Raw genomic sequence first — 19,953 nt, 5'->3', positions numbered from 1 at the left:
CGACCGCAGTGGCGCCGACCTGGTGCTGCTCGACCTGATGATGCCCGGGATGCCGGGGACCGAGGTGTGCCGGCAGCTGCGGGCCCGCGGGAACGTCCCGGTGATCATGCTGACCGCACGCGACTCCGAGGTCGACAAGGTGGTGGGCCTCGAGCTGGGCGCCGACGACTACGTCACCAAGCCGTTCAGCCACCGCGAGCTGGTGGCCCGGATCCGCGCCGTGCTGCGCCGGGGCCAGGACGCCGAGCTGCTGCCCGACGTGGTCGAGTCGGCCGGCGTCCGGATGGACGTCGAGCGGCACGAGGTGTCGGTCAACGGCGAGCCGATCCGGCTCGCGCTCAAGGAGTTCGAGCTGCTCGAGATGCTGCTCCGCAACGCCGGCCGGGTGATGACCCGCGGCCAGCTGATCGACCGGATCTGGGGTGCGGACTACGTCGGGGACACCAAGACCCTCGACGTCCACGTGAAGCGGCTCCGGACCAAGATCGAGCCGGACCCCGCCAACCCGAGGTTCCTGATCACCGTCCGCGGGCTCGGGTACAAGTTCGAGGGCTGACCCGGGCTCGGCGGTCGGTCGAGGAAGCGGTCAGTCGAGGAACTGGTCGGTCGAGGGAGTGGTCAGTCGAGGAACCTCTCGAGCAGCGGCACCAGCAGGTCGGTGCGGTGGGTGGCCTGCATGTGGGTGGTGCCGGGCAGCACGGCCAGCTGTGCACCGGGGATGAGCTGGGTCATCAGCTCGCCGTGCGCGACGGTGACGAAGTCGTGGTCGCCCTGGACGACCAGCACCGGCGCGCTGATCCCGGCCAGCTGCTCGTCGCTCCAGCCGACCAGGTCGGCGTTCGAGGCGGACAGGGTGGCGAGGAAGTCGTCGAAGTGGTCGGGGTGCGGCGACAGCCGCCGGTAGGTCTGCTGCATGCCGGCGAAGTCGTCGGCCGTCGGCATCCGGGTCGAGGTGGCGAAGGCGGCCGAGTCGCTGAGGTCGGCGTGCATCCCGTCCGGCCGGACCGACCCGGAGATCGGGACCACCGACAGCAGCCGATCGCCGTGGCTGACCGCGAGCTCGAGCGCGACCGCGGCCCCCATGCTGTGCCCGACGACGTGCGCGCGGTCGATGCCCAGGTGGTCGAGCAGGGCGACCACGTCGCCGGCCGAGGCGGCCGGGGTGACCGAACGTCCGGTGTCGTTGGTCCGGCCGTGCCCCTGCAGCTCGGGGGCGATCACCCGGTGCCGCCGCCGGAGCGCGGGGATCAGCTCGGCCCAGGCCAGGTCGATCGACAGCATCCCGCCGTGCAGCAGCACCACCGGTCCGCCGCTGGGGCGCTCGCCCGGCTCGCCCGTGGGTTCCCAGACGGCGTGGAACAGGTGCAGGTCGTCGAGGTCGAGGTAGCCGGTGCTGGTCGGCTCGGGCGTGGCGCTGGGCGTCGTGGTCATGTCGGGTGGGACCGCCGCCGGAGCAGGAAGTCATCGGGGTCCGGGGCGGCGTCGCGCGGCCGCTAGGGTGACCCGCGTGACCGGCGACATCACCGTGTTCTCGGGTTCGGCCCACCCTGCGTTCGCCGAGGAGATGTGCCAGATCCTCGGGGTCGAGCTCTCCCCGTCGCGGACCACCCGGTTCAGCAACGACTGTCTGCAGACCCAGCTGCGGGCCAACTGCCGCCAGCGCGACGTCTACATCGTCCAGCCGCTGGTGCAGCCGGTGCAGGAGAACCTGGTCGAGCTGTGCCTGATGCTCGACGCGGCCCGCGGCGCCTCGGCCGCGCACATCACCGCGGTCATCCCGCACTTCGCCTACGCGCGGTCGGACAAGAAGGACGCCCCCCGGATCTCGATCGGCGCCCGGCTGGTCGCCGACATGCTGGCCACCGCGGGTGCCAGCCGGGTCATCACCATGGCGATGCACTCCCCGCAGGTGCACGGCTTCTTCTCGGTCCCGGTCGACCACCTGAGCGCGGTCCGCGAACTGGCCGGGCACTTCGCCGGCCGCGACCTGTCCAACACCGTGGTGGTCTCGCCCGACCTCGGCAACGCCAAGGTCGCCTCGCAGCTGGCCCGGCTGCTCGGGACGCCGGTGGCGGCCGGGTCCAAGCGGCGGCTGGCCGACGACAAGGTGGTGATCGACAACATCGTCGGGGACGTGGCCGGCAAGGACGTCATCGTGCTCGACGACGAGATCGCCAACGCGGGCACGATCGTCGAGATCCTGGCCCGGTTGCGCGCGGTGGGGGTCGGCTCGATCGCCATCGCCTGCACCCACGGTCTGTTCACCGGGCCGGCCGTCGAGCGGCTCAAGCAGGAGCCGGGCGTGGACGAGATCGTCACCACCAACACCGTGCCGCTGCCGCCGGAGAAGCAGCTGCCGACGATCGTGACCCGTTCGGTGGCCCCGTTGTTCGCCGAGGCCGTCCGGCGGATCCACTGCGGCGAGTCGGTCAGCAGCCTCTTCGGCGACGAGGTGACGGTCGGCTGAGCGCCGCCCCCGGGCTCAGCTCGAGGAGGACGCCGACGGCGCCGGCGACGGGCTGACCGTCTGGTAGTTCGGCAGGTTGCCGTCGACCACCGGTGCGTTGATGGTCTTCGACCCTGCCTTGGAGAAGGTCAGGGTCATCGCGATCGTCCGGCCGGGCACCAGGTCGGTGCTGGTCACCGGGATCTCGGTCCGGTCGGTGAGGATCACCAGGTTGTTGTTGGCGAAGGCCACCGGGTCGCTGATCGTGGCGGTGATCGCGCTGCCGTCGGAGCCGTCGGGCAGCACCACCTTCCCGGTCACACCGGTCAGGGCGTCCGAGCCGCCGGTCTGCAGGCTGGCCGAGAGGAAGCCCGAGCCGTCCTGGCGGCTGATGACCATGAGGCCGCGGACCAGCACCGTGTCGTTGTCCGGCTGGCCGTTCGCGCCGAGACCGACGTCGGTGTTGACCCCCTCGGCGGGCGTGTACGGCTGCAGGGTCTGGGCGTCGAAACCGCAGGCGGCGGCGGCGAGCAGCGTCAGGCCGGACGCCAGCAGGGCGGCCCGCCGGGTCAACCGACGGACCGGTCGGCTGCGCTCCGCGCGCATGGTCTGCATCACCGTGGTCGACTCCTCACCGGCCTGGGCTGCGGTTCTCGCAGTCCCGCGTTCTGGGCTCGCTGGCAGCCTAGCGAGTAGCGCACACTGGACGTAGTTCCGACCCGTGAACCGGGACCCGGAAGCGGCTCCGGGGGCCCGTCGCGAGCCTCAGGGAAGACCCTGAGAGCGTGCTAAACTTGGTTCCCTCGAAAGGGGTAGAACAACATATGACCTTCACAGTCGGCGAAACGGTGGTGTACCCCAATCACGGGGCGGCCGTCATCGAGGACATCGAAACCCGCCAGATCAAGGGCGAGGACAGGCTCTATCTCGTACTGCGCATCGTCGGTCAGAACGACCTGGTGGTTCGCGTACCGGCGTGCAATCTGGATCTGGTCGGCGTTCGTGACGTCGTCGACGCCGACGGACTCGAGCGGGTCTTCGGCGTCCTGCGCGCCCCGCACACCGAGGAACCGACCAACTGGTCGCGACGCTACAAGGCGAACCTCGAGAAGCTGCACTCGGGCAACGTGATGAAGGTGGCCGAGGTCGTGCGCGACCTGTGGCGCCGGGAGCGCGAGCGTGGCCTGTCCGCCGGCGAGAAGCGGATGCTGGCCAAGGCGCGGCAGATCCTGGTCTCCGAGCTCGCGCTGGCCGAGCGCGTCGAGGAGGACAAGGCCGAGGTGCTGCTCGACGAAGTTCTCGCCTCCTGAGCCAGCCGGTCCGCCGCACGGCAGACGATCGCACCGAGCACCCTGGGTCCCGACGGGCCCAGGGTGTTTCGCGTCCCCGGGACGCGGTGGCGCGGTTCGCCGCAGTGGTGGTGGCGGCGGGGTCCGGCACCCGGTTGGGTGCGGTGGCGCCCAAGGCTCTGCTCGAGCTCGGCGGCCGAGCGCTGGTCGACCGGGCGGTCGCGCTGATGGCCGAGTGCGGGGCCGACCCGGTGGTGGTGGTCGTGCCCGCCGCGCACCGCGAGGAGTTCGCGGCGGCGCTCCGTGGACGGGCCGTGACGCTGGTCGACGGCGGGGCGGAGCGGCAGCAGTCGGTGCTCGCCGGCCTCGACGCGATCACGGATCCGGCGCCGCCAGTGGTTCTCGTCCACGACGCGGCCCGTCCGCTGGTGCCGCCGGACGTCGTGGAGCGGGTGGTGGGTGCGGTCGAGGCCGGAGCGCGCGCGGTCATCCCGGTGGTGCCGGTCACCGACACCGTCCGCCGGGTCGACGGCGACACGTCGGAGCTGCTCGACCGGTCCCGGCTGCGTGCGGTCCAGACCCCGCAGGGGTTCGATCGCGTCACGCTGGTCGGGGCGCACCGACGGTACGCGGCGACCCCGGTGACCGACGACGCGACGCTGTGCGAGCTGGCCGGACACCCCGTGGCGCTGGTCGACGGCTCGACGGACGCGCTCAAGATCACCCATCCGTTCGACGTGTTGGTGGCCGAGGCGCTGCTGGCCCGTCGGGCGAACATCCCGACCGAGAGCGAGCAGAGCGTGGGAGACGTCCGTGGCTGACCTGCGGACCGGGATCGGCGTCGACGTGCACCGGCTGGTCGCCGGACGTCCGATGGTGGTGGCCGGGGTGCGGTTCCCCGACGAGACCTCGGGGCCGGAGGGGCACTCCGACGGGGACGTGGCGGCCCACGCGGTCTGCGACGCCCTGCTCGGGGCCGCCGGGCTGGGCGACCTCGGCGCGGTGTTCGGCACCGACCGGCCCGAGTGGTCCGGTCGTCCCGGCGTCGACTTTCTGGTCGAGACGGCCCGGCTGGTCGCGGCCGCCGGCTTCGTGATCGACAACGCGGCGGTTCAGGTGATCGGCAACCGCCCCAAGATCGGACCGCGTCGCTCCGAGGCGGAGGCAGCCCTGGGCGCCGCGGTCGGTGCCCCGGTCTCGGTCAGCGGCACCACCACCGACGGCCTGGGCCTGACCGGACGCGGCGAGGGCATCGCCGCCATCGCCACCGCGCTGATCCACCGCGACTGAGGGTCGCTGCCCTGAACCCGGGTCGGTGCCCTGAGCCCTGAGCGCCGGAGTGCGAGCTACTTCTTCTTGCTCTTGTTCTTCTTGGCGCCCTTCTTGCCGAGCTCGGACTGCGCGGCGGACGACGTACGGGGGTTCTTCTTGCCCTCCTTGGCCGCCTTGGCGTTCGCCTTCTTCGCGGTCTTGCTGCCCTTGCCCTTGGTCTCAGCCATGCGAGTCATTACGGCCGGCCGGGCAGCCGGGTTGCGCCGACCGGGAAATAGTGCGGCTCGATCACTCGAAGCCGGCCCCGGAGGCTCGGTCGGGCGGTCGAGCCGCAGGATCTACCGGGTCAGCGGGTCAGCCGCGGGCTCGCGGTGAAGGTGTTGCACTTGCCGACCTCGGAGGTGCCGAGCCCGACCTTGCCCCAATAGAGCCGGCTGGCGGCCAGACCGTGGTTGCCGACGATGTTCGGCTTGCCGCTCAGGGTGTCGTCGCCGATGGCCACGTAGGTGGCCTCGATGTCGGGCACGTCGGCCTGCTTGATCTTCTGCGACTCGGACACGGCGCGCAGGTACATCCCGGAGAAGCAGTCGGCCTGGGTCTCGAGGTTGCGGCTGTACTGCAGGTCGGTCGACTCGTCGCCGCTCTGCTGGCCGAGCGCCTTGGCCGAGATCAGGATCCCGGTCCGCGCCTGCAGGGCGTGACCGAACTCGTGCGCCATCACCAGGTCGGGGCCGTAGCGGGTCTTCTTCACCGCGGGGACGCCCTCAGCCAGCTTGTTGCTGAAGTAGACCTGCTGGTCGGCACCGCAGTAGAAGGCGTTGATCCCCGACTTGCCGCACTTGGTGGTGATCGAGGTCGAGTAGATCGTCACGGTCGGGCGCACCAGGGTCCACTTCGCGGCGGTCACCGGCGGGTTCCAGACCCGCATCAGGCAGCCCATCAGGTCCTCGAAGTGGCTCTTGAGCTGGGCGTCGGACTGCGCGTCGATGTCGCTGATCGGGGTGGTGTCGCAGCGCACCGGGATCGGCGCGGTCTGGGCGTAGAACGGGTTCTGGCTGACCAGCGCGCGGGCCTCGCTGTAGGTCTGCGGCTCGGGCAGCGGCGGCGGGTCCTTGTCCGGGGGCGGCGGCTGGTAGTTGTCGTTCTGGTAGGCGACGTCGTTCGAGCTGCCGCCGGTGCTGAAGCTGGTGATCACCCAGCCGACGATGGCCAGCACGGCCAGCGAGACCATCACCATGAGCACCCGCTGGAGCGGGTTCTGCCGTCGCCGCGGCGGGGGAGCGCCGGGTCCGCCGGACCAGGCCGGCTGCCAGCCGGGCTGCTGCTGCGGGCGGTAGCCACCGCCGCCCCAACCGCCACCTGATCCCCACTGCTGGCTCACGCGCGTAACCATAACCTCCGGTCGGGGCCACGCCAGGGCGGCGCGGATCGACCCGAGCCTGGGACCCCGCTGTGACAAGATGACCGCGTCCGCGCCGACCCGCCCTCCCGGCCGGGACAGAAAGGCTCCTCGTGCAGCACGTCGCCGACGACCGTTCCCGCGGCCCGCTCAGCCCGGCCGCCGACGCCCGGCCCGGCCGCGCGGGACGTACCCGGCGCTCGGTGCTCGGTCGCACCGCGGCCACCGGAGCCATGATCATCGGTGCGGCGGCCCTGCCGCTGCTCACCGCCCTGCCCGCCGAGGCGGCCCCCGCGGCCAGCGCGGTCGCGGTCGACGCCGGCGTGGCCAAGGACGGCACGGTCACCGCCAAGGAGACCATCACCTTCGACGGGACCGCCCCCGACACCCTCAGCCAGCGGTTCGAGAACCGCGAGAACCTGCTCGGTGACCGCCGCTACGTCCAGACGGTCAGCGGCGTCACCGCCACCTCCGGCGGCAAGCAGCTCACGGTCCGCACCGACGACACCGCGCAGTACTCGACGATCACGGTCGACACCGCCGGCGTCAGCGGTCCGGTGGTGATCAGCTACACCACGGTGGGCGCGGTGATCAGCACCGCCGACGGCCCGACGCTGCACTGGCGGGCGTTGCAGGGATTGTCGGTCCCGGCGTCCAACGTCACCGCGAACGTCCGGATCCCCACCACGCCGACCTTCGTCCGCTGCACCGCGGGCGCCCCGAACTCCACCGTGCCGTGCGACACCGCGGCCGGCGGCACCGAGGACTCGCAGACGCCGACGTTCGGCGAGACGACCCTGGGTCAGGGCCAGGTGCTGGCCGTGGAGATCGGGTTCCCGACCAACGCGGTCAGCGTCAACGAGAAGATCACCTACCGCTGGACCGTCGCCCGCGCGTTCTCGGTCAAGCCGCTCCCGCTCGGTCTGGCGCTGGGGCTGCTGGTGCTCGGCGGTCTCGCCCTGGTGTTGCTGCACCGGCGCGCCGGCCGGGACGCGAGCGCCCGCGGCGACGTCGTCCGGGCCGGGGAATTCGCTCCGGTGGGGGCGGGCGAGAGCGAGTTCCGGGTGCTCAGCGACATCCGGCCCGGCCACGTCGGCACCGTGGTCGACGAGCGGGTCGACCCGATCGACATCACGGCCAGCCTGCTCGACCTCGCGGTCCGCGGTCACCTGCTGATCACCGAGCTGCCGCGCGAGAGCGAGTACGGCCGCACCGACTGGCTGCTCCGCCGGCTCGACGGCCCCGACGACCTGCGGCCGTTCGAGAGCACCCTGCTCGACGCGACGGTCGCCCGCGGCGACGAGGTCCGGGTCTCCGAGATCGGCTCGCGGGTGCACGGCTCGGTCGGCGCGGTCCAGGACGCGCTCTACGACGAGGTGGTCGCCAACGGCTGGTACGAGCGCCGCCCGGACGCCACCCGCAGCCGGTGGACCACGTGGGGCATCGCCGCCATCGTCGCCGCCGTGGTGGTCACCGTGCTGCTCGCCGCGTTCACCACCTTCGGCCTGACCGGCATCGTGCTGATCGTGCTCGCCCTCGGCCTGGTCTTCGTCGGCCAGGAGATGCCGGCCCGGACCGCCCGCGGAGCGGCGCTGCTGGCCGGGCTCGGCGCACTGCGCTCGGACCTGCTCACCCACCCGACCAACCAGATGCCGAAGGGTCGCGAGCTCCGCGAGCTGTCCGAGGTGCTGCCGTACGCGGTGGTGCTGGGCGGCGCCGAGCGCTGGCTCGACGCGATCGTCGCCGCCGACGACGACGCGGACGCCGACCCCGAGGACCTCAGCTGGTACCACGGACCCGACACCTGGCACCTGCGCCATCTGCCCGAGTCGCTGCGCAACTTCGTCACCACGGTGACCGGGAGCCTGTTCTCCCGCTGACCCCCGCCCGGCGCATCGGCCGACGGCGCCGATCGCGAAGATGGCTGCATGGCTCAGCGCAGGCGGTGGCTCTTCGGTGATCAGCTCGGGCCGCACTTCCTCGACGGCACCCGGCAGAAGGTGCTGATGATCGAGTCGAAGCGGGTGTTCGCGCGCCGCCGCTTCCACCGGCAGAAGGCGCACCTGATCCTCTCGGCGATGCGGCACCGTGCCGACGAGCTGGGCCGGCGCTGCGACTACCGGCGCACCGACACCTTCCGCGAGGCGCTCGACAGGATCGACGAGCCGCTCGACGTCTGCCAGCCGACCTCGTGGGCCGCACTGCACTTCTGCGACCAGCTGGCCACCGAGCGCGACCTCGAACGGCTGCCGGCCCGCGGGTTCGCCACCGCCCGGCAGGACTTCGCTGCCTGGGCCGACGGGCGCCAGGGCAAGCGGCTGCTGATGGAGGACTTCTACCGCGAGGCCCGCGCGCGGCTCGACGTGCTGATGGAGGGCAGCGAGCCGGTGACCGGGCAGTGGAACTACGACCACGACAACCGCGAACCGCCGCCCCGGGCCGACACGCTCGGGCTGCCCGAGCCGTACTGGCCGACCGAGGACGCGATCGACGACGAGGTCCGCGCCGACCTCGACGCCTGGGAGGCCGAGGGGTCGGTGAGCTTCGTCGGCCAGGACGCCCCGCGGACGTTCGCCGCCACCCGGCGCGAGGCGCTGGCCGCGCTGCACGACTTCGTCGAGCACCGGCTGCCGACCTTCGGCACCTACGAGGACGCCATGCTCCGGGAGGACCGGTGGATGTCGCACTCGATGCTGTCCGCCCCGCTGAACCTCGGGCTGCTCGACCCGCTCGAGGTGGTCCGGGCCGCCGAGGACGCCTACCGCGAGGGCCACGCGCCGATCGCGGCGGTGGAGGGGTTCGTCCGTCAGCTGATCGGCTGGCGCGACTACATCTGGAACCTCTACTGGTGGTTCGGCGAGGACTACCGTGACCGGAACAAGCTCAACCAGCGCCGTCAGCTTCCCGACTGGTTCGCCGACCTCGACCCGAGCGGCACCGACGCCGCCTGTCTGCAGAACGCGGTCGGCTCGGTCGCCGAGACCGGTTGGGCGCACCACATCCCGCGGCTGATGGTGCTCGGGAACTACGCGCTGCAGCAGGGCTGGAAGCCGCAGGCGGTGCTCGACTGGTTCCACCGCAGCTTCGTCGACGGCTACGACTGGGTGATGGTGCCGAACGTGATCGGGATGAGCCAGCACGCCGACGGCGGCCAGCTGGCCACCAAGCCCTACCTGTCCGGGGGCTCGTACATCAACAAGATGAGCGACTTCTGCGGCAGCTGTCGGTACGACCCCAAGAAGCGGGTCGGGGAGGACGCCTGCCCGTTCACCGGCGGCTACTGGCGGTTCCTGCACAAGCACCGTGAGCGGTTCGCCGGCAATCACCGGATGGCCCAGGCGATCCGCGGGCTCGACCGGCTCTCCGACCTCGACGAGCTGCTCGCCGAGGGCTGAGGACGTGCCCCGTCAGCGCGGCTGGCGGGCCACCCAGCTGCGACTGCGGGCCAGCACCGGCCAGCTGTCGACGACCTTGCGGCTCTTCGCGGTGAAGCTGGCGTAGCGCTTGGTGGTGAACCGGCTGATCACCGCCACCTCGCCGGAGCCGAGGTAGTCGAGCGCGATCCGTTGCCAGGCCGGGTTGTTGATCCGCGCCCGCTGCCTGCCGTTCACCAGCCGGTCGTAGGTGTAGCCGCCGAGGTCGACGACCAGTCGGCAGCCGCGTTCGAGGTCCGGGCTGAGCCGGTCGAGCATGATCAGCGTCGTCGGGTCGTCGGCGGTCACGCAGCCCCCGACCGCACGCACCGGTTCGAGCGCGCGCGACGGGAAGGTGCTGCCGAAGGTGACCGGCGCCTGACCGGCGATCATCGCGACCACGGTGAGCCCGGCGACCGCCGCGCCGGTGCGGCGGAGCACCCGGGAGGACAGCGTGAGCGCCGAGGCGGTGGCGGTGCCGATCACCAGCGCCGCGGTCGGGGCCACCAGGGCGGGGTAGTGCGAGATCCAGCTCGGCACGTTGAGCAGGAAGACGACCAGGGCGAGGTGTCCGATCGCCGCCACCCGGCCGAACGGCAGCCGGCAGGCCAGCGCGAGGGCGACCAGCCAGGCGAGCCCGACCAGCACCACCAGCGGGACCGGGGCCCCGCCGGGCACAGCGCCGAGACCCTCCAGGTCACCGAACCGGAGCAGCAGCGAGGTGTTGAACGGGTTCCGGCCGGTCTGGTCGAGCACGACGTAGCGCCACATCAGCCGGGGCACCTGGAGGAAGAAGGGCAGATAGACCGCGCAGCCGGCGACGGTGATCCCGATCGCCACCAGCACGGCCCGCCGGACACCGGCCCGGAACAGCACCCACAGCCCGACCAGCCCGAGCGGCACCACGCCCCAGATCTTGAGGGTCGGCAGCAGGCCGAGCACGACGCCGACGGCCAGCCACGGCACCGGGCGGTGCCAGCCGAGCACCTGCGGCCGGGTCGGCTGCCGGCTGACGATCAGCACCGCGACCAGCAGCAGCACGGTCTGGGTCTGCTCGATCACCAGCGTGTGCCCGGCGGTGACCGCCGGGTAGTACAGCGCGACGAACAGCCCGCCGACCAGTCCCCCGATCCGGTGCAGCCGCCACAGGATCGCCACCACCAGACCGGCCGCGACCCCGCCGAGCAGGAACCAGAAGAGGCGGGCGACCAGGAACCCGGTGCTGTCGCTGGTCAGCGAGCCGAGCAGGGCGAACGGGCTCAGGGTCAGCACGATTCCCGGCGGGTGCAGCAGCAGGAAATCGCGGTAGGGCAAGCGGCCGTGGACGAGGCCGGACGCCGCGGCGAAGTAGACCCCGTCGTCGTACATGCCCACCCCGAGCAGGCCGCCGCTGCGCAGGTCGCCGATCATCGGAGCCAGCGTCCCCACCAGCCCGGCCAACAGGATCGCCGGCCAGGGCCGGCGGAGGTACCGCGGACCGGCTGGGTCGGCCGGCGCGGCGGCGGCGGCCGGGATCGTCGTCACGTGAGGGTCTCCTCGGCGCCGCCGTTCGGTCGGGCGGCGTGGTCGGGGACCTCAGGCTACGGGGAGGTCGCTGAGAACCGTCGGACGCGAGCGATGGCTCTCAGCGCAGGTTCTGCAGCCGGTAGCCGTGCTCGCGGCACTGGTCGATGATCAGCTTCTTGGTGTCGGCGGACGCCTCGGACGGGCGGTCGGACCGGAGCAGGCCCAGCGCGGCGTCGACGAACCGGGTGCTGTCGGCGTCGAGCCGGACGTTCTGCTTGAGCCCCTCGAGCCCGGCGACGGCGGCCTGGTTGGCGATCGAGCCGCCCGCGGTGACCGCGTCGACGGCCGGGCAGCCCAGCCGGTACGCGTCCGCGGCGGTGAGCCCGCTGCCGGTACCGGTGTCGCCGGTGCCGCCGGTCGAGGCGCACCCGGCGACGGCCGCGGTCACCCCGACCGCGACGACCAGCGCTCCGATCGTCCGTCGCAGCCCGAGCGAGTTCATTCCTCGAGTGTAGGAAGCCGGCGCCGGGCGTCCACAGCCTCGACCGGCGGGTCCAGGGGCGACCCAGGGCGGTCCCAGGGAGGTCCCAGACGCCGGGGCACTCAGCCGGGCCGGAAGTTCTCCTCGCTCGCGGTCGCGACCTGAGCCTCGGCCAACCGCCGGACTGCCAGCAGCACCGGCTCCATCAGCACCGACCCGAGCACCATGTAGCGGACCGCCTCGGACAGCGAGGTCCGGGGGACGTGGGCGATCTCGATCTCGGCGACCGCGTGCATCGCCGCGGCGTACCGGTCGAGGACGCCGTCGGGGATCTCGAACCCGGCCGCGTCGACCGCGGCCAGCGCGCCGGCCAGCCGGCGCAGCGGGGCGTCGTAGCCCTCCTCGCAGGTCCACCCCCACTGCTCGACCAGCGTGCGGGTGCTCCGTTCGCGTGCCGGGTCGACGGCGTCGGTCGGGGTGAGCAGCTGCTGGACGGCACCGAACACCTCGGCGACCTCGCCGGGTGGGTGGTCGATCAGCGCCAGCACCTGACGGGTGGAGTCGATCGACAGCCCGACGCCGGTGACCAGCGCGCGGACCAGTCGGAGGCGCTCCAGGTGGGCGTCGGCGTACCGCGCCTGGGTGGCCGAGGTGAGCTCGCCCGGGGGCAGCAGTCCCTCCCGCAGATAGAACTTGACCGTCGCCACCGGCACGTCCGCGCGCCGCGACAGCTCGGAGATCCGCACCGCTTGACATTAGCAAGTGGCACTCTCCAATATTGGGGAGAAGCACTATCCAATCAACGGGTGTCGAGGAGTCGGGATGAGCAGCACGGGGGGATCGGCCAGGCGGCCGACACGGATGACGCACCACCACGACGGCGAGCTGGTGGTGTTCCTGATCGGCATGCGGATCCGCAAGCCGTGGCGGCCCGACCTGTGGCTGCCGGTCTTCGGCGACATGCCCAAGATGCTGGCCGAGCTGGCCCGCGACCCCGACAGCGGGCTGCTGGGTTCGCGGATGGTCTTCGACCCCCGTGGTCCGTGGCTGGTGCAGTACTGGAGCTCGGTGGACAAGCTCTACGCCTACGCCTCACAGCCCGACGCCCAGCACCGCCCGGCCTGGAGCCGTTACAACCGGCGCGCCCGCCGGCACCCGGACGCGGTCGGGGTCTGGCACGAGACCTTCGTGGTCGACCGCGCCGAGTCCGTCTACGTCGGGATGGAGCCCGACGGCCTGGCCCGGGCCACCGAGATGGTCCCGGTCACCGCGCGGCTCGACCGGGCCCGCGACCGGATCGCCTGAGCCGCCCGGGTTTCCGCCGCGCCCACTCCGATCCTCGACCGTTGCGGGGCGCAAAGGTGGGCGGGTCGGTACGGTCGTCGGGTGGCTGCGCACGCCGAGGAGTCCCCGCGGGACCGGTTCGTCACCGTCTACGGGTTCCGGCCGGTGCTCGCCGCGCTCGACGACGCGGCCCTCGAGGTCGACAAGGTGCTGATCGCGGAGGGTTCGCGGAGCCCATCGGTCCGCGAGATCGAGGCCGCCGCCCGGCGCCGTGACGTCCCGGTCCGCCGGGTCCCGCCGATGCGGGTCAAGGTGCTGGCCGGCAACGGCAAGCACGACAACGGCGTGCTGGCCGACGTCGTCGCGCCGCGGATGCGGACGCTCGCGGCGGCGCTCGAGGAGCCGCCCTACCGGCGGCCCGGCACCGTGCTGGTGCTCGACGGGGTGCGGACCCCGGCCAACGTCGGGATGCTGCTCCGGACCGCGACCGCGGCCGGGGTCGGCGGCGTGGTGGTGCCGCACCGGGGCACCGCCGGGATCGACCCGCTGGTGGTCAAGGCCTCGGCCGGGGTGGCGTTCCACGCCCCCGTGCTGCGGAGCGACACCAGCCTCGACGCCGTCGAACGGCTGGTGGAGAGCGGCTACGCCGTGCTCGGGCTCCGCGGCGACGCGGACACGTCGCTGTTCGACGCCCCGCTGGAGGCGCCGCTGGCCCTGGTGCTCGGCAGCGAGACCGACGGGGTGACGCCCGCGGTGGCCGAGCGGCTCACGGGGTGGTTGTCGATCCCGATGCCGGGAGCGGTGGAGTCGCTCAACGTGGCCAGCGCGGGCGCGGTGGTCTGCTTCGAGCTGGTGCGGCGAGGTCTCGTGCACTGAGCCGTGAACTGAGCCGTGCACTGAGCCTGTCGAAGTGCGGGGCGTACGCGCACTGAGCTTGTCGAAGTGCTGGCGTCGCCCCCGTCGCCCGGAGCGGGGAGGGGTGTCCCGCCCACCTCGCGGAGCGGCTCACCAGTGTGCCCGCGACGCAGTCCACGACCGCTCCGCTCGGAACGCCCGACCACACCCCGACACCCCTCCCCGCCCCGGGCGACTCTGTGGTCGCGTCGCGGTCCTGGGTGGGTGGCCGGGCACCGCACTGCGTGCGGGCTGCCGCTCCGGGGTGATGCCGGGGTGCTGGCAGGTGCGGACGGTTCCTAGAGCTCGAGGCCCGGGTAGAGCGGGTTGGCGTCGAGCAGCTCGGCCGCGGCGGCCTTGGTCGCCTCGGCGACACCGGGAGCCAGGGTGTACTTGGCCTTGCCCGGGGCGCCGGAGGCGGTGGTGGTCGGGGTCGTCTGCTTCAGCACGTTGACGATCAGCTCCGCCACGGTGTCGAACTCGGCCGCCCCGAAGCCGCGGGTGGTCAGCGCCGGGGTGCCGATCCGGACGCCCGAGGTGTACCAGGCACCGTTCGGGTCGTTGGGCACCGCGTTGCGGTTGGTGACGATCCCGGCGTCGAGCAGCGCGGACTCGCCCTGCCGGCCGGTGAGGCCGAAGCCGGAGACGTCGAGCAGCACCAGGTGGTTGTCGGTGCCGCCGGTGACCAGCTTCACGCCGCGGCGCTGCAGCCCCTCGGCGAGCGTCTGGGCGTTGTCGGCCACCCGCTGGGCGTAGGCGCGGAACTCGGCGGTGCGGGCCTCGGCCAGGGCGACCGCCTTGGCCGCCATCACGTGGGCCAGCGGACCACCCAGCACCATCGGGCAGCCGCGGTCGACGTCGGCCGCGTAGGCCTCCTTCGACAGCACCAGGCCGCCGCGCGGGCCGCGGAGCGACTTGTGCGTGGTGGTGGTGACCAGGTCGGCGTGCGGCACCGGGTCCTCGTCGCCGGTGAAGACCTTGCCGGCGACCAGCCCGGCGAAGTGGGCCATGTCGACCATGAAGGTCGCCCCGACCTCAGCGGCGATCTCGGCCATCTTCGCGAAGTTCACCCGGCGCGGGTAGGCCGAGTAGCCGGCGATCAGGACCAGCGGCTTGAACTCGCGGGCGACCCGGGCGACCTCGTCGTAGTCGAGCAGCTGGGTCTCGGGGTCGGTCCCGTAGGAGCGCTGGTGGAACATCTTGCCGGAGATGTTCGGCCGGAACCCGTGGGTCAGGTGCCCGCCCGCGTCGAGGCTCATGCCGAGCATCCGCTGCTCGCCGAACTTCTTGCGGAGCACCTCCCAGTGGTCCTCGGAGAGGTCGTTGACGTTCTTCACGCCGTGCTCGGCCAGCTCGGGGGCTTCGACCCGGTGGGCCAGGATCGACCAGAACGCCACCAGATTGGCGTCGATCCCCGAGTGCGGCTGGGCGTAGGCGTACTCGGCGCCGAAGAGCTCGCGGGCGTGCTCGGCGGCCAGCGCCTCGACGGTGTCGACGTTCTGGCAGCCGGCGTAGAACCGGTGCCCGACGGTGCCCTCGGCGTACTTGTCGGAGAACCAGCTGCCCATGGTCAGCAGCACGGCCGGCGAGGCGTAGTTCTCGCTGGCGATCAGCTTCAGCGAGGCGCGCTGGTCGGTGAGCTCGGCCCGGGTCGCCGCGGCGATCCGGGGCTCCACCGACTCGATCACCTCGAGCGCGTCGCGGAACGCGCGCGAGGCGGTGGTGGCGACGTCGGCAGCGGTTCCGGGAGCGAGCGTGTCGGTCACGGCAGCGACTTTACCGTGGCCCGGTGGGCCGGTCCGGGGTCGTTCCGCACCGGATCAGTGCTCGGCGACGGCCTCGGCCGGATCGGTGTCGCGGTGCCGCAGCAGGTCGAGCAGCTTGGCGTCGTTGCCGAGGTAGCCGGTGCCGCTGCGGACACCCCAGACGTAGAACACCAGCGAGACGACCGCGACCACGATCGAGTCGAACGGCTGCGGGATCAGCCCGGCGCCGCCGAAGGAGCTGATCGAGGCCATCCCGTAGAGGAAGACCAGGTGCACCGGCAGCCACAGCCCGGCCCGGATGTCACGCCGCTCGCCGTGCCCCTGGATGCTCCGGACCACGTACCAGATCACCCCGATGGCCACGATCGGGATGGTCCGCAGCAGCAGCGACCAGTCCTCCCAGAACGCGACCAGCGAGCTGACCATGAAGGCCAGCGGCGCGATCACCGTCATCCCGCGGAGCCGGGTGCCGGCCTCGCCGAGCCCGGTGCGGCGGAACACCATCACCGAGACCGAGCCGATCGAGAAGGTCAGCGCGATCAGCACGCTGGTCACCTCGATGATCGACTGCCAACTGGGGAGCGGCAGCAGGAAGGCCAGCCCGATCACGAAGTTCAGCGCCAGCGCCCGCACCGGGACCCGCCGGCGGGTGTCGACCTTCATCATCCCGCGGGGCAGGAAGCCGTTCTTGGCCAGACCGAACACGTTGCGGCTGTTGGCGGCGGTGAACACGATGCCGGACCCGGACGGTGAGAGCGAGGAGTCGGCGATCAGCAGCCAGGACAGCCAGGTGAGTCCGAGCAGCTTGGCCAGGTCGGCGAAGGGCGAGCTGTAGTTGATCCCGTGCCAGCCGGCCTTGGCCAGCGCGTCGTGCGGGACGGCGCCGAGGAAGGCGATCTGCAGGCCGAGGTAGAGCACGATCGTGAAGAGGATCGTGCCGATCATGGCTCGCGGGATGTCCCGGCGCGGGTTGCGCGCCTCACCGGACAGCTCGATCACGTTGCGGAAGCCGGTGTAGGCGAAGATCAACCCACCGGTGGCGATGGCCCCCAGCGCGGCGGTCACCCCGAACGGCGCGAACCCGCCGGTCTGCGGTGCACTGAGGTTGCGGCCGTCGAACCCGCTGGCCAGCAGCAGCACGACGGTGATCACCGGGATGAAGATCTTGATCGCGGTGACCACGTTGTTCGACTTCGCGAACAGGTTCACCCCGAACCAGTTGACCAGCACGAACAGCGCCATCAGCGCGACGGCGATCAGGATGCCCACCACGGTCAGCTTCTCGGCACGGGCGTCGAAGACGCCGGGCAGCCAGATCGACGCGTACTGGACGACGGCGGAGGCCTCGGTCGGCGGGTTGCCGACGTAGGTCAACCACATCGCCCAGCCGACCACGCTGGCGGCGAGCCGCCCGTTGGAGTAGAGCGGATAGCGGACCAGCCCGCCCGACTCCGGGCGCACCATCCCGAGCTCGGCGAAGACCAGGGCGATCATCAGCATCAACCCGCCGCCGATCACCCAGGAGATCAACGCCGCCGGCCCGGCCGCGTTGGCCGCCGAGTTGGCCGACAACAGCCAGCCCGAGCCGATCACGCTGCCGATCCCGGCCGCGGTGAGCGACCAGAAGCCGAGGCTCCGGGACAGGTGCTGGTCCTGTTCCTCCGCCTGCTGTTGCTGGTCGAGGTCCGTGGTGCTGGTCACGTCCCTGTCCTATACCCCGCGACGGCGCGGCCAATCGGCGGCCGCACGCCGCCCTCCGCTCCGGCTCCGGTGATCGCCGGGCCGGCGCGGACGTCAGCGGCGGCGGGACAGCTCGTAGAGCGCGATCCCCGCGGCCACGCCGGCGTTCAGCGACTCGACCCGGTCACCGATCGGGATGGCGGCGAGCAGGTCGCAGCTCTCGCGGACCAGCCGGGAGAGCCCGTCCCCCTCGCTGCCCACCACCAGCACCACCGGGTCGTCGGCGTAGGGGAGCGCGTCGACGGTGGTTTCGGCCTCCCCGTCGAGCCCGACGATCGCGAACCCGGCCTCGGCGAAGGCCTTGAGGGTGCGGGTCAGGTTGGTGGCGCGGGCGATCGGCACCCGCGCCGCCGCCCCGGCCGAGGTCTTCCAGGCCGCGGCGGTCATGCCCGCCGAACGACGCTCGGGGATCAGCACGCCGACCGCGCCGAAGGCCGCCGCGGAGCGGACCACCGCGCCGAGGTTGCGCGGGTCGGTCACCGAGTCGAGCGCCACGACCACCGGGGCGTCGGCGGTGGTCGCCTCGGCCAGCAGGTCGTCGGGGTGCGCGTAGTCGAAGGCCGGCAGCTGGAGGGCGACGCCCTGGTGCACCGCGCCGCCGGTCAGCTGGTCGAGGTCGGCCCGCGGCGTCTGCAGCACGGTGATCTTGGTCTCGGCGGTGATCCGGAAGATCTCCCGCAGCCGGTCGTCGCGCTCGGCCCCCTCGGCGACGTAGGCCGCGTGCACCGGGATCCCGGCCTGCAGCGCCTCGACCACCGGATTGCGGCCGACCACCCACTCCGGGCCGGAGCCCGGCCGGCCGGTCTTCGGCCGGCTGTCACGCGAGCCGGTGCTCGGCCGGCCACGGCGGGTCGCGGCCTGCTTCCGCTTGTGCGCGACGTGGTAGGGACGGTCCTCGGCCTTGGGCGTCGGGCCCTTCCCCTCGAGACCGCGCCGGACCCGGCCGCCCGACCCGGCGGTCCGGCCCTGCCCGACCCCCTTGCCGGTCTTGCGGACGGCGCCCTTGCGCTGGCTGTTCCCTGGCATGATCAACTTCTTCCGGCGGTCGGGGCGGTGGCGGGACGGACGGTCCAGCGGGGACCGCTCGGGGTGTCGGCGATCTCGACGCCGAGCCGGCCCAGCGCGTCCCGGATCGCGTCGGCGGCGGCGTAGTCCTTGCGGCCCCGGGCCTCCTGCCGCTGGCGGAGCAGCTCGCCGACCAGGCCGTCGACCACCTCGGTCAGCCCGCTCTGGTCCCCGCCGGCCCAGGCCGGGGCGTCGGCGGCCAGCCCGAGCACCGCCAGCGCACCCCGGACCGCGCCGAGCCGGTCGGCCACCGTCGCCCGGTCGCCGGCCTCGATCGCCGCGTTGCCCTGGCGGACCGCGGTGTAGACGTCGGCCAGCGCCGCCGGGGTGCCGAGGTCGTCGTCCATCGCGGCGGCGAAGCCGTCGGACGGCCGGGACGGCACCTCCCCGACCAGCTCGGTGGCGCGGGCCACGAAGCTGTCGATCCGTTCGAGGGCGGTGGTGGCTTCCTGCATCGAGGCGTCGGAGAACTCGATCACCGAGCGGTAGTGCGGGGCGAGCAGCGAGAACCGGACCGCGCGCGGCGGGTAGGTCCGGGTGACCTCGCTGACCAGCAGCCCGTTGCCCAGCGACTTGCTCATCTTCTCGCCCGCCGCGGTGACCAGCGCGTTGTGCATCCAGACACGGGCGAACGGACGCCCGGCCGCGGTCGACTGGGCGAGCTCGTTCTCGTGGTGCGGGAACCGCAGGTCGAGCCCGCCGCCGTGGATGTCGAACTCGTCGCCGAGGTACTTGCCGGCCATCGCCGAGCACTCCAGGTGCCAGCCGGGGCGGCCGCCCTTGCCCCACGGCGTCGGCCAGGACGCCGTCTCCGGCTCCCCGGGCTTGTGGCCCTTCCACAGCGCGAAGTCGCGGGGGTCGCGCTTGCCCCGCGGGTCGGCGTCGGGCGCCGGCTCCATGTCCTCGATCCGCTGGTGGCTGAGCCTGCCGTAGTCGGGCCAGGAGGCGACGTCGAAGTAGACGTCACCGGACCCGTCGGTGGCCGGGTAGGCGTGGCCGCGCTCGATCAGGATCGCGATCAGCTCGAGCATCTCGGGGATGTGGCCGGTGGCCCGCGGCTCGTAGGTCGGCGGCAGGCAGCCGAGCGCGGCGTAGGCGGCGTGCAGCTCGCGCTCGTACCGGTAGGCGTGGGCGTACCAGGGCACCCCGGCCTCGGCGGACTTGGTGAGGATCTTGTCGTCGATGTCGGTGACGTTGGCGATCACCGTCACCCGCAGGCCCTGGTGGCTGAGCCAGCGGCGCAGGACGTCGAAGACGACCTCCTTGCGCAGGTGCCCGACGTGCGGGGCCGACTGCACGGTCAGCCCGCAGTGGTAGATCGACACCTGACCCGGGATGACCGGATCGAGGTCGACCACCTGCTGTCGCATGCTGTCGTGGAGCCGGAACGTCACCCGC

Annotated in this window: 20 protein-coding genes; 9 read left to right on the top strand and 11 right to left on the bottom strand. The window is 72.4% G+C overall.

Annotation, left to right across the window (positions count from 1 at the left end):
- Positions 1-556, top strand: a 556-nt coding sequence (locus tag FHX74_RS12295) for a response regulator transcription factor (RefSeq protein WP_182560386.1), incomplete at its 5' end; no start/stop codon positions are given.
- A gap of 62 nt (positions 557-618) precedes the next feature.
- Here the strand turns inward: FHX74_RS12295 and FHX74_RS12290 are convergent.
- On the bottom strand, positions 619-1,431 hold the full coding sequence (locus FHX74_RS12290; protein WP_182560385.1) for an alpha/beta fold hydrolase: 813 nt from the start codon (positions 1,429-1,431) through the stop codon (positions 619-621).
- A 76-nt stretch (positions 1,432-1,507) separates the two neighbouring features.
- Between FHX74_RS12290 and FHX74_RS12285 the strand changes: the two genes are divergently transcribed.
- Complete coding sequence (locus tag FHX74_RS12285; protein ID WP_407941477.1) at positions 1,508-2,467, top strand: ribose-phosphate diphosphokinase; 960 nt, start codon at positions 1,508-1,510, stop codon at positions 2,465-2,467.
- 15 nt (positions 2,468-2,482) lie between these two features.
- Here the strand turns inward: FHX74_RS12285 and FHX74_RS12280 are convergent, their stop codons facing one another.
- Positions 2,483-3,064 (bottom strand): hypothetical protein, encoded by a 582-nt coding sequence (locus tag FHX74_RS12280; protein ID WP_182560384.1) that lies wholly within the window; start codon positions 3,062-3,064, stop codon positions 2,483-2,485.
- Between the two features lie 206 nt (positions 3,065-3,270).
- On the opposite strand from FHX74_RS12280, the gene FHX74_RS12275 reads away from it, so the two are divergent.
- From FHX74_RS12275 to ispF, 3 genes are all read left to right on the top strand, one after another.
- Positions 3,271-3,756, top strand: a complete 486-nt coding sequence (locus tag FHX74_RS12275) for a CarD family transcriptional regulator (protein ID WP_182560383.1) — start codon at positions 3,271-3,273, stop codon at positions 3,754-3,756.
- An 86-nt stretch (positions 3,757-3,842) separates the two neighbouring features.
- Complete coding sequence (gene ispD, locus FHX74_RS12270; RefSeq protein ID WP_182560382.1) at positions 3,843-4,556, top strand: 2-C-methyl-D-erythritol 4-phosphate cytidylyltransferase; 714 nt, start codon at positions 3,843-3,845, stop codon at positions 4,554-4,556.
- The gene (ispF, locus tag FHX74_RS12265) at positions 4,549-5,025 is read left to right on the top strand and encodes a 2-C-methyl-D-erythritol 2,4-cyclodiphosphate synthase (protein WP_328823787.1); all 477 of its coding nucleotides are present in this window, start codon (positions 4,549-4,551) and stop codon (positions 5,023-5,025) included. The genes ispD and ispF overlap by 8 nt, the downstream gene beginning before the upstream one ends.
- A gap of 56 nt (positions 5,026-5,081) precedes the next feature.
- On the opposite strand, the gene FHX74_RS12260 is transcribed toward ispF, so the two are convergent.
- Entirely contained in the window at positions 5,082-5,234 is a 153-nt protein-coding gene (locus FHX74_RS12260) for a hypothetical protein (protein WP_182560381.1), read from the bottom strand.
- A gap of 119 nt (positions 5,235-5,353) precedes the next feature.
- Entirely contained in the window at positions 5,354-6,388 is a 1,035-nt protein-coding gene (locus FHX74_RS20345) for a neutral zinc metallopeptidase (protein WP_182560380.1), read from the bottom strand.
- A 131-nt stretch (positions 6,389-6,519) separates the two neighbouring features.
- Between FHX74_RS20345 and FHX74_RS12250 the strand changes: the two genes are divergently transcribed.
- Together FHX74_RS12250 and FHX74_RS12245 are read left to right on the top strand one after the other, a co-directional pair.
- Positions 6,520-8,286, top strand: coding sequence for a DUF2207 family protein (locus FHX74_RS12250; RefSeq protein ID WP_182560379.1), 1,767 nt, complete (start codon positions 6,520-6,522; stop codon positions 8,284-8,286).
- 48 nt (positions 8,287-8,334) lie between these two features.
- Positions 8,335-9,801: a cryptochrome/photolyase family protein gene (locus FHX74_RS12245; RefSeq protein ID WP_182560378.1), complete on the top strand. Its 1,467-nt coding sequence runs from the start codon at positions 8,335-8,337 to the stop codon at positions 9,799-9,801.
- A gap of 12 nt (positions 9,802-9,813) precedes the next feature.
- Here FHX74_RS12245 and FHX74_RS12240 read toward each other — a convergent pair whose 3' ends face one another.
- From FHX74_RS12240 to FHX74_RS12230, 3 genes are all read right to left on the bottom strand, one after another.
- A complete protein-coding gene (locus FHX74_RS12240) occupies positions 9,814-11,343 on the bottom strand; it encodes a hypothetical protein (protein WP_182560377.1) in 1,530 nt (509 codons plus the stop codon).
- A 100-nt stretch (positions 11,344-11,443) separates the two neighbouring features.
- Complete coding sequence (locus FHX74_RS12235) at positions 11,444-11,827, bottom strand: hypothetical protein (protein ID WP_182560376.1); 384 nt, start codon at positions 11,825-11,827, stop codon at positions 11,444-11,446.
- A gap of 101 nt (positions 11,828-11,928) precedes the next feature.
- Positions 11,929-12,552 (bottom strand): MerR family transcriptional regulator, encoded by a 624-nt coding sequence (locus FHX74_RS12230; protein ID WP_182560375.1) that lies wholly within the window; start codon positions 12,550-12,552, stop codon positions 11,929-11,931.
- Positions 12,553-12,667: 115 nt separating this feature from the next.
- On the opposite strand from FHX74_RS12230, the gene FHX74_RS12225 reads away from it, so the two are divergent.
- Both FHX74_RS12225 and FHX74_RS20335 read left to right on the top strand, forming a co-directional pair.
- Positions 12,668-13,111, top strand: a complete 444-nt coding sequence (locus tag FHX74_RS12225) for a DUF4188 domain-containing protein (protein WP_220483779.1) — start codon at positions 12,668-12,670, stop codon at positions 13,109-13,111.
- Between the two features lie 81 nt (positions 13,112-13,192).
- A complete protein-coding gene (locus FHX74_RS20335; RefSeq protein ID WP_182560373.1) occupies positions 13,193-13,966 on the top strand; it encodes a TrmH family RNA methyltransferase in 774 nt (257 codons plus the stop codon).
- Between the two features lie 317 nt (positions 13,967-14,283).
- On the opposite strand, the gene FHX74_RS12215 is transcribed toward FHX74_RS20335, so the two are convergent.
- The 4 genes from FHX74_RS12215 to cysS form a co-directional block, all read right to left on the bottom strand.
- Positions 14,284-15,750: a glycine hydroxymethyltransferase gene (locus FHX74_RS12215; protein ID WP_182560372.1), complete on the bottom strand. Its 1,467-nt coding sequence runs from the start codon at positions 15,748-15,750 to the stop codon at positions 14,284-14,286.
- Between the two features lie 54 nt (positions 15,751-15,804).
- Entirely contained in the window at positions 15,805-17,451 is a 1,647-nt protein-coding gene (locus FHX74_RS12210) for an APC family permease (RefSeq protein WP_182560371.1), read from the bottom strand.
- A 93-nt stretch (positions 17,452-17,544) separates the two neighbouring features.
- Entirely contained in the window at positions 17,545-18,516 is a 972-nt protein-coding gene (gene rlmB, locus FHX74_RS12205) for a 23S rRNA (guanosine(2251)-2'-O)-methyltransferase RlmB (protein ID WP_182560370.1), read from the bottom strand.
- A 2-nt stretch (positions 18,517-18,518) separates the two neighbouring features.
- Positions 18,519-19,949 carry a cysteine--tRNA ligase gene (gene cysS, locus FHX74_RS12200; RefSeq protein ID WP_328823786.1) on the bottom strand — a complete coding sequence of 477 codons (1,431 nt, stop codon included), beginning with the start codon at positions 19,947-19,949 and terminating at the stop codon, positions 18,519-18,521.
- Positions 19,950-19,953 lie beyond the last annotated feature (4 nt).

The organism is Microlunatus kandeliicorticis (assembly GCF_014137855.1).
Lineage (GTDB): Bacteria > Actinomycetota > Actinomycetes > Propionibacteriales > Propionibacteriaceae > Microlunatus > Microlunatus kandeliicorticis.
Note: the sequence above shows the minus strand (reverse complement) of the source record. Positions and strands in the feature narration are given on the sequence as shown.

Bases quoted from the DNA above. Each gene is read 5' to 3' on its own strand.
- FHX74_RS12235 (WP_182560376.1), bottom strand. From the start codon at position 11,827: ATGAACTCGCTCGGGCTGCGACGGACGATCGGAGCGCTGGTCGTCGCG.
- FHX74_RS12290 (WP_182560385.1), bottom strand. From the start codon at position 1,431: ATGACCACGACGCCCAGCGCCACGCCCGAGCCGACCAGCACCGGCTAC.
- rlmB (WP_182560370.1), bottom strand. From the start codon at position 18,516: ATGCCAGGGAACAGCCAGCGCAAGGGCGCCGTCCGCAAGACCGGCAAG.
- FHX74_RS12245 (WP_182560378.1), top strand. From the start codon at position 8,335: ATGGCTCAGCGCAGGCGGTGGCTCTTCGGTGATCAGCTCGGGCCGCAC.
- FHX74_RS12260 (WP_182560381.1), bottom strand. From the start codon at position 5,234: ATGGCTGAGACCAAGGGCAAGGGCAGCAAGACCGCGAAGAAGGCGAAC.
- FHX74_RS12275 (WP_182560383.1), top strand. From the start codon at position 3,271: ATGACCTTCACAGTCGGCGAAACGGTGGTGTACCCCAATCACGGGGCG.
- FHX74_RS12225 (WP_220483779.1), top strand. From the start codon at position 12,668: ATGACGCACCACCACGACGGCGAGCTGGTGGTGTTCCTGATCGGCATG.